Consider the following 14,273-nt stretch of genomic DNA (forward strand, 5'->3'; position numbering starts at 1 on the left):
CGAAAAGAGCAGTTCCCGAACGAAGAAGCACTGGAACGATTCCTTGTTTCACGATTCGAAGAATACAACCAACGCTTCGCTACACGATGTCATATCGGTTTCGATCAAGCACGTGCGGAGCTCGCAGCCAGGTTCAAAACAACAGACTAAATGACGGTCCATAAGAAAAGGGATTCCGTCATTTACACAAAATTCTTGACGCTCCCGATATTTCTTCTTTAACAATCGGGCGCAATTGTGAAGTAACGAAAGCCCAATTTCTCATAATAGCATTGAGAGATTGGGCTGTTAATATTCGGTTAACCTTTATGTTGTAAATTCACATAGAATATATATCTATGAGAAGGTAAAAAAGAAGCCTGATGGCTCATACTTTATTTCCGCTATTCTCACCGCTGTTTTCTTCTATGATGCGGCTCACGATAGAATGGTCAATGATAGCTTGTGCCTGAACAGGTGAGAGTCCTCGTTCCTTCTGTAGCCAGTTATACATGTGAAGCTGGACTGTCTCAAATTGATCTAGTTCGTACTGTCTTGTTTGTTCGTCGAGTTTGAGTAGGTAGTCTTTATGGAGTTCAAAATAAGTTGTTTTGTTCACATGAATCACTCCTTTTTGTACTGTATACCCAAAAAGGACAAAAGAAAAAACTCTGCCGGGGTAAAGTTCATATCCATATCTAGATATTTATTTGTGAAGAGGAAAAATGAAACTATTTTTGAAAATTATACGTAATTGAAAAAATGAAAGCGTTTCCAGTTATGGCTCTTATTAATCATTGCTTTAAAAAGACTTAATGGGATAATGATAATAGGAGACTACTCATAGTGGTAGACAAGCCCTTATTTTAATCGGTACAGCTAAATAAAGAAATGTCAGGTGACATAGAATAAATACAGGAAGGAGCAAGTCGCATGTTGAGAAATGGAGATTGGGTTATTGCTCAGATCGATAATTATCAGGTGATCGGTTTTATTGAGATTATTTCTGTGGCGCGCAATGAGGTGTTTATCACAAAAGTAGCAAATTACGTTGAAGGTGTGATGCACTCGATGAAACCAACACCGAAACTATTTACCATAGATCGCGTTGAAAAACTCAATTTAACACTTGAAAAAGAGGATTGGGATTGTTTGATTGATCTGGCCATTCAAACCGGTGACGAGAGATGGTTCGATCAACTGGCTGAAAGAATGTTACTTGATGTACAAGAAAAAACAAAAATACCGTCAACTCCTTCTGACATCAAGCTTAACGGCTTTTGAAGTGGGAGCTTGTAAACAGTCATCCAGTACAAAATTCGACGTGTCAGAATAGTCCTTCCATTTCATGATTTTGTTTATTGGTAATTTTAATATAGAAATAGCTCTCAACACGGTTGGGGGTTATTTTTTTATTCAAACTTTTGATCAAACTATTTTATATGAGCCGTTTAAATATTATAAGTGTATATTTAACTGACGTTCCGCATGTCAAAAAACAAAGGAAGAGATTTTGCACGAGTGAAACGACCTCGCGAAAAACATCCAGGTAGATATTGTCGTGACGGATATGCCTTTGTTAGACACTACTCAATATAAAGACAGTTTAGGGCCTTTCATAACGGATCTTGTTTTGCAGATTCTTTCTTGGATGGCAGAAGAAGAACGGGATCAAATTCGAAAACGGCAGTGTGAAGGAATTGATGTCGCTTTGTAGACCGGTGTCCGTGAAACTATACTAACTCCAATTTACTATTTTCGGAAAATTGGGATTTGTGTAAAAGAACAGACTTGGATATAATATACTTAGTTAAGAGATAATTAATAGTAGGGGACAAGAAATGAATACATGTAGTCGTTCCCTTCCCGAACTTTATTGTAAAAATCGATAAAATCCTTTTGAGTCTAAAGTGGGATCTCACTGCCCGTTCATGCAGGAAAAGTATGCGCTTTTTTAGATAATATGGAAAAATACACGAACGGAGGACAAAATGATGATTCATTTACAAGACAAAACATTTAACTGTGAAAAAGAACTTACTCTTTCTATGTTTAGTGGGAAATGGAAAATGCGTATCTTGTGGCATTTAGGGAAAGATGGAATGAAGCGTTTTGGCGAACTAAAAGCGTTAATTCCAGGAATTACTCAACGAATGCTAGTGAGTCAATTACGAGAACTGGAAGAAGATCATCTTGTCCATCGTGAAGTTTATCCAGTTGTTCCGCCTAAAGTAGAGTATTCACTAACTAAAAAAGGAGAAAGTTTATTGCCTATTCTAGAAAAAATGGATGAATGGGGGAAAAACTATATGGAAATCCATGCAATGAGTGAATTGCGGAGTAATGGAACTCGATAACGGAGAGATATTATTCGAATTAAAACGCAAAGGTTTAGTTAAGAGGACAAATAGTGGGAAAGACGGTAGAGTTAAAAAATTAGTTTGACCGATAAGGGTAAACAGTTAGAGGAAAGTCTATGAAGTATTAAAGAAGAAATGAAAGCATAATTAGCACAGTACATAACCGAGAACCAACTTACTTCACTTATAGAATATTTAAAGCTAGTTCGAAAAACGTAGCGGATGATCATTAATTGTTCTAACTATCTAACTAAGTATAAAATAAATATCTGAAATAATTAAAATAAAATGACGGTGTCTGTCCCCAGTACGGTAAAAAATGGGGGACTGACACCGTTTTATTAATAATTAATTTTTGTCGTGTCTTTGAGGATCTAGTGCGGATCGAACAAAGTGGAAAAATACACTGCCGATTAGTCCAAGAATAAGAAGAAACCCTATCGTGATCGTCCATAAATAAGCCAAGAAAACCCCTCCTTTTTTGATGTATATGCATGCCGATAAACAAAATTTCCGTTTGAGCATGTATTTCAACAGGTCAATTTCTTCTTGAATGTACATAAGGTAGTAAAGCATTTGTCATTTTAAAAAGGAGGGGGACAAGATGTGTGGGAGAAAACGAAGCTGCACTGATCCTCATAAGAAACGACCGAATATCCTCATCAATCGAGTTTCCATAAAAATACAATTGTTTTATTTACATCCGATCACGGAGAACTCCTAGGGGCACATAGCGGTCTTTATCAGAAGTGGTATAACATGTATGAAGAATCGATTCATGTCCCGTTGATCATCCTTACAGTCGATCCACTAGAAGAAAAAAATTTAGCCGACCCTGCATTTGCAACAGAACAATCGGCCAACATCCAGCAAGTTTTAACAAGGATGCTTGAAGAACAATGCAAACAAAAAAGAATTTCTCCAACGAGCGGGAACGTTCCAGGCATGCCAGCTTGTCGCTGTACTGAAGAATGAGTACCGGATGTATGAACAATATTGGCGTACGTAGCACTAGAACACAGTTTGGGGCGATAAAAGCACTCGGTTTTGAGGGAGTAGGGAATGATGAGGAAATGGGTTATGTATATACTCGTAGTTGTTTTCATGTGCAGCGGTTTCACCAATGTGCATGTAAGTACTTTTAGTGATATTCCAGCCAAACATCGGTTGTATGATAAGATTATTTATCTTGTGAATAAAGGTGTGGTGAGCGGCGGATCAAATGGTACATTCAAAGCAGAAGGAATTGTGACAAGAGCAGAAGCGGCGATTATGATAGGCCGTTCACTGCAATTAGATGGAGGACGGACAAGCACCGTTTTCACGGATGTAAAAGCAGCACATGGAGCGAGCGGATATACTCAATCTGCTTTTGAAAGCGGCATTATTCAAGGTTTTCCTGATGGATCTTTTAAACCGAATGAAAAAGTGACACGTGGACAAATGGCGATTTTTTTGTCGAGAGCATTTGACTTAACAGAAGAATCAGCTATATAAAAGTGAAGACCAGCTGCATACGCAGCTGGTTTTTTAGTTTTAAAAATAAACAGCGCTTGAAGAAGAGTTAGGCCACGGTCTTTAAAAAGACGCTGTGGACTGAAATTTATTCTGAACAGCGGGACACAATAGAAGAAACAAGTTAAAAAGTAGCCATTGCTCAACAGGAGCAGAGGTTATTCACAATAGGATTTCTTACTTTCCATGTTCCTTTAAAGATTTCGCTTTGATCCAATCTATTTCGAATGGACGTGGATTGAAAACCTTTATCAATAAATAATTGATGAGCCGTTTTTAGCCCAAACTAGTTTCCTGACGTTCATATTTCCGCTTTTTTTGTTTATACTCTCTGTACAAATATTCATAATACTCATTTATAAAGTATATATAAACTCAATTATTAAAGGGATATTTTTATATTGTAATATTTGAACTGCTAGTATATTATAGTCTATACGTGAAATATAAGTACAAAAAAATGAACTGTAAGTTTATAGGGGGAACAATAATGGATCACACTATAAAAAAGACTGATCGTCCACCGTATGGGCTAATCGCTGTACTGATGATCGGAGCTTTTATTAGTTTTTTAAACAATACGTTACTAAATATCGCACTGCCGTCGATTATGAAGGACTTAAATGTAGGCCCATCGACTGTGCAGTGGCTAACGACAGGATTTATGTTAGTAAATGGGATTTTGATACCTACTACGGCTTTCTTAATTCAAAAATTTTCTGTTCGCCGTTTATTCTTAGTAGCTATGGGTTTATTTACACTCGGGACCATTCTTGCTGGTTTTGCCCATGCATTCCCTCTTCTATTAACGGGCCGGATGGTTCAAGCCTCTGGTTCGGCCATTATGATGCCATTGTTAATGAATGTCATGTTAACGAGCTTTCCTGTGGAAAAAAGGGGAGCTGCCATGGGTGTTTTCGGTTTCGTTTTAATGGGTGCACCAGCGATTGGTCCGACTTTATCGGGCTGGATCATTGAACATTATGACTGGAGAATGCTTTTCCACTTTGTCACGCCAATTGCAGCTGTTATTGTTTTGATTGGCTTTTTTGTACTTAAAGATAAAAAGGATAAAGTGGATATCCGCCTGGATTTATTTTCGCTTCTGCTATCAAGCGTAGGCTTTGGCGGATTGCTATATGGATTTAGTTCTGCTGGTAGTAAAGGCTGGGATAGCCCCCAAGTCTATGGGACGATTATTGTTGGAGCTCTTTCATTAGTTTCGTTTATTTTACGTCAATATAAATTAGACAGACCAATGCTTGAATTCAGGATCTTTCGGTACCCGATGTTTGCCTTATCATCGGTCATTTCTATGGTTCTTATGATGGCCATGTTTTCTGCTATGCTGCTGCTGCCTATTTATGTTCAAACCATACGGGGAATATCTCCAATAGATGCAGGGTTAATGATGTTGCCAGGGGCGATTTTGATGGCCGTCATGTCACCAATTACAGGGAAATTATTTGATAAGTATGGAGGACGTGTATTAGCGGTCATTGGCTTAATCATTACAACGGTCACGACTTATTATTTCAGTAAATTAACTCTTGATACTTCCTATATACATTTAATGATTTTATATTCTGTACGGATGTTTGGGATATCGATGGTGATGATGCCGGTTTCGACGAATGGCTTAAATCAATTGCCCAGACGCTTTTATCCACATGGTACGGCTATGAACAATACGTTACAGCAAGTATCAGGCGCCATTGGTACGGCGTTGTTAGTTACAATCATGTCCACTCGTACGGAAACACATGCGACTGAAATGGCTGCAAGTGCTACGGGAAATGTGGCAGGGCAGCCAACAGCTGAAATGCAACAACAAATGGCCATGAAAGCCATGTTAGAAGGAATTAATGATGCTTTCTTAGTGGCTACTTTTATTGCAGGTGTAGCACTTGTTCTTGCTTTCTTTATTAAACGAGCAAAACAAGCAGAAGATACACTAGAGGGAAAACCGTCTAGTGGAAAGATTAAAACAAAATTGGTGGATAATTAAACGTTGATACCTGTTGTTAATTTCTGTTAAATTATTTGACTCCATTCGTAAAGCATTTTCTAAAACAAAAAGAGAGGAGAAATTGTCATATGATGATTTCTCCTCTCTTTTTTTAAATGAGAATAGTGCTGTGATCGTAGATTAATTAGAACTTCTTTTAAATTTCGTTTCACCACGAAAAAAGGGAGGATTCATGATCCACCCTTTTTTTACTTCTATTATAATGGTTTTTATCGCAACGTTTTTAATGCACCGCTCCATGCAATCACTTGGTCAAGCATACCATTAACATTATCAAGATGTAAATCAGCCGGTTTGAAAGCCGTTCCGTTTTCAAAGTCTGTAAATAATGACAATGTTGGATGTGTACGAACGTCTGCAACGAGTAATTCTCCTAAGATTCCACGCAAATGCTCAGCGGCACGGGCTCCACCTGTTGAGCCATAGCTTACGATACCTGCTGCTTTATTGTTCCATTCATCACGTGCTGAATCAAGTGCATTTTTCAATGCTCCTGTAATGCTGTGATTGTATTCTTGAGTAATGAATACGAATCCATCTAAGCTAGCAAGTTTTTCTGACCAAGCTTTTATTCCAGGTTCATCACCAGCAGTTGTAAATACAAATGGTAAATTGAAGTCTGCAATATCAACGATTTCATAATTTGCATCTCCACGTTTTTCAGCAATTCCTTTTACCCATTCACCTACTTGTGGACTTACACGTCCTTGACGAGTGCTTCCTAAAATAATTCCGATATTTAATTTTGACATTGTTTTTTCCTCCTCATTAGTTGATTTACCAAATAATTTGTCTAAAAAACCCATATACTTCACCACCAATAAAGTTGTGTTTTAACTAAAATTTATGAATAATATCAACCCCTTTATCTGGAATTGAATATTCCCTATAATGTTCTTTTCTTAAGGAAGGGGTTTTATTCTTAAATTTTAATTATCTTAAATTTGAATATCTTGAATATGAGGTAATGTTAATACACTCCATTTCATTTGTCAAGACATTGAATCAAATTTAAAAAATGCAGATGGTTCCCAGTATAAAAAGCTGGCAGACAAGAAGGAGGCATCGTCATGTTAAGAAAACTTGCAGAATGAAAAGAGCGAGTGCTTATTTTTACTAATAAGAAACGAAAAAAAAGGGATATCCCTATTATAGGATGTCCCTTTTCTCATTATCTATCAAACCGAAGTCGAAGCATGGATCGCCTTTGCTGCGCTTTCTTTCTTGCCGTGCAGGAAGTAGTACAGAACAGTCGTTGCCAGGATCACAACACCCATGATGACATAAAGAGTACTGTAGCCAGTTAATGGAATGATGAATCCAAGTAGATAAGGACCGAATCCAAGTCCTGCGTCAAGAAATATAAAGAAGGTCGACGTAGCCAGTCCCATGCGATGAGGAGGGGTCAATTTAACGGCAATCGCCTGGGTGCTTGACTGCATATTACCGAAGCCGAGGCCAATCAGGAAGCCGGCTAATAATAAAGTGATGCTTTTGTCTGCTGAACTTAAAAGCAACATTCCAGCTCCAAAGATAAGAAAGGCGGGATACATAATAAAGTTCGCGCCTTTTACGTCCATTAAGCGGCCTGTGAATGGGCGCGAGGCTAATACGGCTGCTGCATATACGACGAAGAAGAAGCTTGCTGTATTCACCAGGTCGATTTCAATGGCATAGAAACTAATAAAAGAAAGGACGCTGGAGTAACAAAAGGCGATTGCTAGAGTAATGAATGCGATGGGCAGTGCCTTTGGCTCAATAAAGCTGGAAAGATTGAATCCTTTTGTTTCAGCATTTTTTGTTGATGCTTCTAGTGCCGGCACATATACGAAGAATGCAGTGATCAAACTGATGATCCCTAAAGCAAGGCAGAAACTAAAAATCATTTGGAAGCTTGTGTGCTGGCTCATATATAATCCGATGAATGGTCCGATGGCAGTAGCCAGTGTCGCACTCATACTGTAGTAGCCGATGCCTTCTCCTTTTCGTGTTGCCGGGATAATCTGGGCTACAATCGTTCCGGTTGCTGTGCTCGCCACGCCGAGTGCAATACCATGGATGAAACGGTTAATAAGCAGGAAGGTGATCCCGAAATTGACAAAATATAAAAGTGTCGTCAACGTAAAAAAGATTAACCCAATGAACAACGTTCTCTTGCGGCCAATCGAATCCATAATGCGGCCGATAAACAGCCGCCCAATTAAAGTTCCGATAATAAAAATCCCCGATATAAGTCCGGCCTGACTTGTAGAAGCATCCAATTCATTTACTGCGTAGACCGCGAGGGTCACCATTAATAAATAAAAGATTAACGTTAAGAAAAAATTGACGAAGGAAACAATGATAAAATCCTTCGTCCACAGTTTAGGTCTTGATTGATTCACTTTATTATCCCCTTACTCTATAATATTGTTCCGTATTTCTGTCATAATGCGGATGGCCTCGAGCTGCTCCTCCTCCGAGATACCTTTTAAAATATCCTGTTCAAATTGGTCAATCGTCACACGGACATCCTTATAGATGTTTTTACCAAGCTCTGTTAGCTGCATTCTTTTTTCGCGTCTATCTTTGCCGGGGACATGCTCTACATACCCGAGTTCTTCCAAGCGATGAATGGTCCTCGTAACGGTAGGTTTCTCTACATATTGATAATTAGAAAGCTCTACAAGCGTTGCAGAACCGTTGTTGAATAAATAATACAAGGTGGACCATTGCGCTCTGTATAGATCATGCTTGGCGAGCCGGGTATTAAGTCGATTCTCAAAAGGCCGGTACAATAGCAACAGTTGTTGAAAAAATTTTCGATAAGTCTTGATTAGAAACACTCCTTTATAAAAAAAGTTATCGAAGGTAATAGTTAACGTAGGTAACTATTTTAGTATATAGATACGATCGCTATATGTCTAGTAAATGAATGGGTATTTCATTTACTTAGAAGGGGAAGCTATGGATCATGTCCTGAAAAAATGAACGGATAGTAAAAGTGAATGAGGTAAGTCCGGTTGTATCTCCTTATATTGCTTCCAAACATGCGGTAGTGAGACTTACAAAAGCGCAGCTATTGAATCAGCAAGTGCTAATGTACGTGTAAATTCAATTCATCCATCACCCAGCAACCTTGGCCAGAGTAGTAGGCGTTATTTTAATATATATTGGCGTTGTAATCGTTCAACTTTTTAAATACAATCGTAAAAGGACTCAAGCATTAGCCTGAGTCCTTTTACGATTAATTGAAGTTATTTATTCGTTCAACTTATATTATCCAATCACATAAACTACTTTCGTAAAGCATCAGCGAATCTTTTTGTAATATTTTGTGGTCTTGTAATTGCTCCACCTACTACTACTGCATGAACATTGATATTTAAAACAGAACGGGCAATTTCTGGCGTAGAGACGTTTCCTTCCGCGATGACCTTTGCCTTTTTAACTTCTTTGACAATTTGTTTAATTACAGCATAATCGTTATCGTCAATTTTCAATCCACTTGTTTCTTCCGTGTATCCATATAAAGTGGGAGCTATAATGTCAAACCCAAGATTGTCGGCATAGATCGCTTCCTCGACGGAGGAAACATCTGCCATTAGAATAACATGGGGATATTTTGATTTTATCTCCTTATAAAATGATTCTAATGTACTTCCGTCAGGTCTTATGCGTGAGGTTGCATCTGTTGCAATAATTTCTGCACCTGTTGTCATTAATGCATCAATTTCCTTCATAGTGGGTGTGATAAAAACAGGATTCTCTCCATAAACTTGCTTGATGATTCCGATGATTGGAAGATCTACTTGTTTTTTTATTTCTAAAATATCAGAAACAGAGTTTGCGCGGATTCCGATTGCTCCACCTTCCTTAGCGGCTAAGGCCATACATCCCATAATGTATGAACTGTGTAAAGGTTCACCCTCTAATGCTTGACAGGATACAATTAATCCTTTATATAGTTGATCTACTACTGGTTGCATGTAAAACACTCCTTGTACAGATAGATTCTATTCTCATTGATCCAAGTACTCTTCAACTTCGTTTTTAACAATCGTCACTTGTGGACCGTAAATAATTTGTACGCCAGTTCCTTTTTTAACAATACCTTTTGAACCTGTTTGTTTAATAATACCTTCATTTAATAATGATTCATCTTTGACTGTGACACGCAAACGAGTTGCACAACAATCCACTACATCAATATTATGTGATCCGCCTAAACCTTCAACAATCGTTTTAGCACGCTCAGTAGCTGCTACTTGATTATCGGAAACAGCTTGTTCCTCATCTTCACGACCAAGGACTTTGTAATTGTTTTTCTTAATGAGAAATTTGAATGTAAAGTAGTACAAGAAGAACCATGGAATACCGACAACTAATACATAGAGCCAATTGGTTTTATCTACTCCTTGGAGAATACCAAATAAGACGAAATCAATGAATCCACCAGAGAAGGTTTGTCCAATTGTGATATTAAAGATATCAGACATCATAAAAGCTAATCCGTCAAATAGAGCATGGACGAAATAAAGAACAGGAGCGACAAATAAAAAGCTGAATTCAAGTGGTTCGGTTATTCCTGTTAAAAAGGAAGTTAATGCGGCAGAAAGAAGAATTCCTGCGACTATTTTTTTATTTTTTGGCTTAGCACAGTGATAAATAGCGAGTGCTGCCCCAGGTAGACCAAACATCATCGTTATAAACCTACCAGACATAAACCTTGAAACTCCCTCGTAATATTGTTCCGTTTGAGGATCAGCTAATTGCGCAAAGAAGATGTTTTGGGTACCACTAATCAATTTCCCGCCAATCTCCATTGTGCCACCTAAAGCAGTTTGCCAAAATGGCAAATAGAAAATATGATGTAGACCTAAAGGACCTAGCATTCGTAAAATAAAACCATAGAAGAATGTTCCGATTGTTCCTGTGCTCGTCACTAACGAGCCTAATTGATTAATGAAAAGTTGGAAATAAGGCCAGACGACAAAAAGAACGGCCCCTACAAAGATCGATGTAAAGGAAACAACGATCGGAATGAATCGAGATCCTCCGAAAAATCCAAGAACTTGAGGGAGTTCAATTTTATTGTATTTATTGTGGAGTGCGGCTGCGACAATCCCGATGATAATCCCGCCAAACACTCCTGTTTCCAGTGTCTGAATCCCAACAGCCATACCCTGTCCGGCTCCAGCTAAATTGTCTTTGGCAAGTTGTCCAGTAATAGAGAGCAAGGCATTTATCGCACTATTCATGACAAAATATCCAATCATGGCAGCCAATCCAGCCGTTCCTTTATCTGAACGAGCTAGACCAACCGCAACACCGACTGCAAAAATAATCGGTAAGTTACCAAATACAATGCTTCCTGCCGAACTCATAATCGTAAAAATCGCTTGAAGCCATACAATATCTAAAAATGGATAAGCTGAAACCGTATTTGGGTTTGATAGCGCACCGCCTATACCAAGCAGCAAACCTGCGGCGGGTAAGACAGCGATTGGGAGCATAAACGACTTCCCAAATTGCTGAGCTTTTTCAAAAAACTTTCCCATAAGTACTACCTCCTATAAATTTATTGAGCGGATACTATACCGTAATCCCCTTGTCTTACTTCACCCTGTTTTTTCACAGTGATATTTGTTGCATTAGTAAATATCACTGGTGTGACAGTAGAAGGAGCAGAATTCTTAATGTACTCAAGATCAAACGTCAACAATTCTGTTCCTTTTGAGATTTGATCTCCTTCTTTAACGAGAGCAGTAAAGCCTTCACCTTTTAAATTGACGGTTTCTAAACCTACATGAATTAGAATTTCATACCCTTGTTTTGATTTAATTCCAATTGCATGTTTAGTCGGAAAGACATTCATAATTTCTCCATCAACCGGTGATACAACTGAACCATTTGTGGGAATAATGGCAAAGCCATCACCCATCATTTTCTCTGAGAATACTGGATCTTCAACTTCTGTAATCGGAATGATTTCACCTTCAATTGGCATGACAAAGTCTTGATCATTTAGGGGCAACAGACCTGTTGTACCAGATGGTCCAGCTATATCCTTTATTACTTCATTCTCTTTACGCTTAAAAAATCCAAACATGTGAATAACACTCCTTTTTTGATTTTCTGGCTAAACGGGTTGAAAAGGCTCTCCAAGATAAAAACAGCATAGCATCTTATCGTTATAGATGTCTATACCATTTTTGAAAATTTTTAAGCCCGTTTTTTATAAAACAGATAAATACGTATCGATTTTTAATGTATAATTCAAGAGGTACTGGTGAGAGTCAATTAAATAAATTAATTGGTATAGACAACTATACTTTAGGGATGTTAAGATATAATTAGATGAGAAAGGATGAAATTTCAATGAATCCAAAAGATAAACCTATCTTGCTCAAGGGCATGCAAATATATTCTGAAGATATGAAAATTGAACGTGGATATATCAAAATAAAAGATCAGAAAATAATGGAGTTTGGATCACTTGAAAAAGTAGACAATGAGGAGCAATTTGACGTTATAGAAGTGGCCTCTACTTATAAGGCGATTCCTGGTTTTATCGATGTTCATATTCATGGAGCCAATGGTGCTGATGCAATGGACACAACGGAGGAAGCATTAGATATAATGGCAAAAGCACTCCCACAAGAAGGTACAACTGCCTTTTTAGCAACTACAATGACACAAAGTGGTGTGGCCATTGAAGAAGCATTAGCCAATGCAGGTAATTATATTTGTGATCAGCAAACGCCAGGAAAAGCTGAAATAATTGGAATTCATCTTGAAGGTCCATTTGTAAATAAAAAAAGAGCAGGTGCACAACCACTGAACTATATCATCGATCCAAATGTAGAGGATTTTAAAAGATGGAATAGACTAGCGAAGGAAAAGATTAAGCTCGTTACGTTAGCACCCGAACAACCAAGAGGTTTAGAAATGGTGAAGCATTTAAAAGAGAATGGGATCATTGCTTCCATCGGTCATTCTGATGCTACCTATAATGAAGTAATCGAAGCGATTAATGCAGGAGTCAGTCATGTGACACATCTATTTAATCAAATGCGTGGCCTGCATCATCGCGAACCTGGTGTAGTTGGAGCCTCTTTTTTGCGTGATGAATTAAAAACGGAACTCATCGTTGATGGCGTTCATGTTCGACCAGAAATGGTCAAGCTTGCTTACCAACAAAAAGGGAAGAAAGGGTTAATTTTAATAACAGATTCAATGCGTGCAAAAGGTTTGAAAAACGGTACCTATGATCTAGGTGGTCAAGATGTGACCGTTAAGGATGGAAAAGCGGTTCTTTGTGATGGCACCCTTGCAGGGAGTATTCTGAAATTAGGACACGCAGTGAAAAATGTTATAACTTTTACAGGCTGCTCACTAGAAGATGCCGTTGAAATGGCTTCTGTCAATCCCGCCAAACAATTAAATATCTTAGATCACAAAGGCAGTATTGCGGTAGGGAAAGATGCAGACATTGTCATTTTGGATGAAAATCTAAATGTAGTGATGACATTTTGCCGCGGAAAACGTGCCTTTCACAGCGAAGGAGAAACGATATGAATATAATTGAAGTAAAAGACTATCAAGAAATGAGCAAAAAAGCTGCTGAATTTGTTCGTGATAACGTACGCCGTAATCAAACGATCAACCTAGGGTTAGCAACAGGTGGAACACCTGTTGGAATGTATAAACAGTTAATTGAAGACCATCAAAAAAACCACACGTCTTACAAAAATGTAACAACATTTAATTTAGACGAGTACATAGGCCTTTCAGAATATAATCACAATAGCTATCGTTATTTCATGAACGATCACTTATTTGATCATATTGATATTCAAATGTCTAAAACAAATGTACCTCATGGGAATGTGAATGATTTGAAAAAAGAATGTTCAGATTTTGAACATTTGATTAAAGAACATGGTGGAATTGATCTTCAAATCCTTGGAATTGGAAGCAACGGGCACATTGGATTTAATGAACCTGGCACATCTTTTGATAGCCAAACCCATATTATCGACTTAACTCATTCAACTCGAGAAGCAAACGCAAGATTTTTCGGCAATCGTGCAGAAGTTCCTGCCCAAGCGATTACGATGGGGATTGCAACCATTATGAAAAGCAAAGCAATTCTGCTGCTAATATCAGGTACTAACAAAAGAGAAGCTTTTTTCCAACTCGTACACGGTGAGATCAGTGAAAACTTCCCCGCATCTGTATTAAGAAAGCATTCATGTGTTACAATTATTGTAGATGAAGCAGCACGTGGGAATGTACAGGTTTGACGGTACACCTATGATAAATACCTGTAACGTATCATTAAGTAACCTGCTCAATGAAGCTTCATTCATGTTTTTTGATTCGTATGGAAAGGATACAGGTGAATG

General features: G+C 38.1%; 12 protein-coding genes and 4 pseudogenes. 9 read left to right on the forward strand and 7 right to left on the reverse strand.

Annotated features, from left to right (window positions below; all coding sequences use genetic code 11):
* Window positions 1–150: pseudogene (locus tag AWH49_RS19695) on the forward strand (IS256 family transposase); the annotation flags it as partial.
* Between the two features lie 217 nt (window positions 151–367).
* Here the strand turns inward: AWH49_RS19695 and AWH49_RS09280 are convergent.
* Window positions 368–598 (reverse strand): hypothetical protein, encoded by a 231-nt coding sequence (locus AWH49_RS09280; protein WP_034287143.1) that lies wholly within the window; start codon window positions 596–598, stop codon window positions 368–370.
* Between the two features lie 314 nt (window positions 599–912).
* Here AWH49_RS09280 and AWH49_RS09285 point away from each other — a divergent pair, with 314 nt between their 5' ends.
* The 6 genes and pseudogenes from AWH49_RS09285 (at window position 913) to AWH49_RS09310 (ending at window position 5,862) form a co-directional block, all read left to right on the forward strand.
* On the forward strand, window positions 913–1,263 hold the full coding sequence (locus tag AWH49_RS09285; RefSeq protein WP_018393581.1) for a hypothetical protein: 351 nt from the start codon (window positions 913–915) through the stop codon (window positions 1,261–1,263).
* 211 nt (window positions 1,264–1,474) lie between these two features.
* Window positions 1,475–1,693 (forward strand): annotated as a pseudogene (locus AWH49_RS09290) (recombinase family protein); the annotation flags it as partial.
* 280 nt (window positions 1,694–1,973) lie between these two features.
* A complete protein-coding gene (gene hxlR / locus AWH49_RS09295) occupies window positions 1,974–2,336 on the forward strand; it encodes a transcriptional activator HxlR (RefSeq protein WP_034287135.1) in 363 nt (120 codons plus the stop codon).
* Window positions 2,337–3,005: 669 nt separating this feature from the next.
* Window positions 3,006–3,134, forward strand: a pseudogene (locus AWH49_RS21240) (sulfatase-like hydrolase/transferase); the annotation flags it as partial.
* A gap of 270 nt (window positions 3,135–3,404) precedes the next feature.
* On the forward strand, window positions 3,405–3,836 hold the full coding sequence (locus tag AWH49_RS09305; RefSeq protein WP_063965473.1) for an S-layer homology domain-containing protein: 432 nt from the start codon (window positions 3,405–3,407) through the stop codon (window positions 3,834–3,836).
* A 508-nt stretch (window positions 3,837–4,344) separates the two neighbouring features.
* On the forward strand, window positions 4,345–5,862 hold the full coding sequence (locus AWH49_RS09310) for a DHA2 family efflux MFS transporter permease subunit (RefSeq protein WP_063965474.1): 1,518 nt from the start codon (window positions 4,345–4,347) through the stop codon (window positions 5,860–5,862).
* 230 nt (window positions 5,863–6,092) lie between these two features.
* Here the strand turns inward: AWH49_RS09310 and AWH49_RS09315 are convergent, their stop codons facing one another.
* From AWH49_RS09315 to AWH49_RS09340, 6 genes and pseudogenes are all read right to left on the reverse strand, one after another.
* Window positions 6,093–6,689, reverse strand: a complete 597-nt coding sequence (locus tag AWH49_RS09315; RefSeq protein WP_034287119.1) for an NADPH-dependent FMN reductase — start codon at window positions 6,687–6,689, stop codon at window positions 6,093–6,095.
* A gap of 372 nt (window positions 6,690–7,061) precedes the next feature.
* Window positions 7,062–8,267 carry an MFS transporter gene (locus tag AWH49_RS09320; RefSeq protein WP_063965475.1) on the reverse strand — a complete coding sequence of 402 codons (1,206 nt, stop codon included), beginning with the start codon at window positions 8,265–8,267 and terminating at the stop codon, window positions 7,062–7,064.
* A gap of 12 nt (window positions 8,268–8,279) precedes the next feature.
* The gene (locus AWH49_RS09325) at window positions 8,280–8,699 is read right to left on the reverse strand and encodes a MarR family winged helix-turn-helix transcriptional regulator (protein WP_082862762.1); all 420 of its coding nucleotides are present in this window, start codon (window positions 8,697–8,699) and stop codon (window positions 8,280–8,282) included.
* Between the two features lie 459 nt (window positions 8,700–9,158).
* On the reverse strand, window positions 9,159–9,851 hold the full coding sequence (locus AWH49_RS09330) for an N-acetylmannosamine-6-phosphate 2-epimerase (RefSeq protein ID WP_063965477.1): 693 nt from the start codon (window positions 9,849–9,851) through the stop codon (window positions 9,159–9,161).
* 33 nt (window positions 9,852–9,884) lie between these two features.
* Window positions 9,885–11,423 (reverse strand): maltose/glucose-specific PTS transporter subunit IIC, encoded by a 1,539-nt coding sequence (locus AWH49_RS09335; RefSeq protein ID WP_018393572.1) that lies wholly within the window; start codon window positions 11,421–11,423, stop codon window positions 9,885–9,887.
* 20 nt (window positions 11,424–11,443) lie between these two features.
* Window positions 11,444–11,869, reverse strand: a pseudogene (locus tag AWH49_RS09340) (PTS sugar transporter subunit IIA); the annotation flags it as partial.
* 374 nt (window positions 11,870–12,243) lie between these two features.
* On the opposite strand from AWH49_RS09340, the gene nagA reads away from it, so the two are divergent.
* Together nagA and nagB are read left to right on the forward strand one after the other, a co-directional pair.
* The gene (gene nagA, locus AWH49_RS09345; protein ID WP_063965479.1) at window positions 12,244–13,443 is read left to right on the forward strand and encodes an N-acetylglucosamine-6-phosphate deacetylase; all 1,200 of its coding nucleotides are present in this window, start codon (window positions 12,244–12,246) and stop codon (window positions 13,441–13,443) included.
* Window positions 13,440–14,171, forward strand: coding sequence for a glucosamine-6-phosphate deaminase (gene nagB, locus AWH49_RS09350; protein ID WP_063965480.1), 732 nt, complete (start codon window positions 13,440–13,442; stop codon window positions 14,169–14,171). Before nagA ends, nagB begins: the two co-directional genes overlap by 4 nt.
* Window positions 14,172–14,273 lie beyond the last annotated feature (102 nt).

The sequence above is a fragment of the Domibacillus aminovorans genome, from assembly GCF_001643235.1.
Lineage (GTDB): Bacteria > Bacillota > Bacilli > Bacillales > Domibacillaceae > Domibacillus > Domibacillus aminovorans.

Coding starts and splice junctions, on each gene's coding strand:
- AWH49_RS09305 (WP_063965473.1), top strand. CDS start 3,405: ATGAGGAAATGGGTTATGTATATACTCGTAGTTGTTTTCATGTGCAGC.
- AWH49_RS09335 (WP_018393572.1), bottom strand. CDS start 11,423: ATGGGAAAGTTTTTTGAAAAAGCTCAGCAATTTGGGAAGTCGTTTATG.
- nagB (WP_063965480.1), top strand. CDS start 13,440: ATGAATATAATTGAAGTAAAAGACTATCAAGAAATGAGCAAAAAAGCT.
- hxlR (WP_034287135.1), top strand. CDS start 1,974: ATGATTCATTTACAAGACAAAACATTTAACTGTGAAAAAGAACTTACT.
- AWH49_RS09330 (WP_063965477.1), bottom strand. CDS start 9,851: ATGCAACCAGTAGTAGATCAACTATATAAAGGATTAATTGTATCCTGT.
- AWH49_RS09310 (WP_063965474.1), top strand. CDS start 4,345: ATGGATCACACTATAAAAAAGACTGATCGTCCACCGTATGGGCTAATC.
- AWH49_RS09315 (WP_034287119.1), bottom strand. CDS start 6,689: ATGGGTTTTTTAGACAAATTATTTGGTAAATCAACTAATGAGGAGGAA.
- nagA (WP_063965479.1), top strand. CDS start 12,244: ATGAATCCAAAAGATAAACCTATCTTGCTCAAGGGCATGCAAATATAT.
- AWH49_RS09285 (WP_018393581.1), top strand. CDS start 913: ATGTTGAGAAATGGAGATTGGGTTATTGCTCAGATCGATAATTATCAG.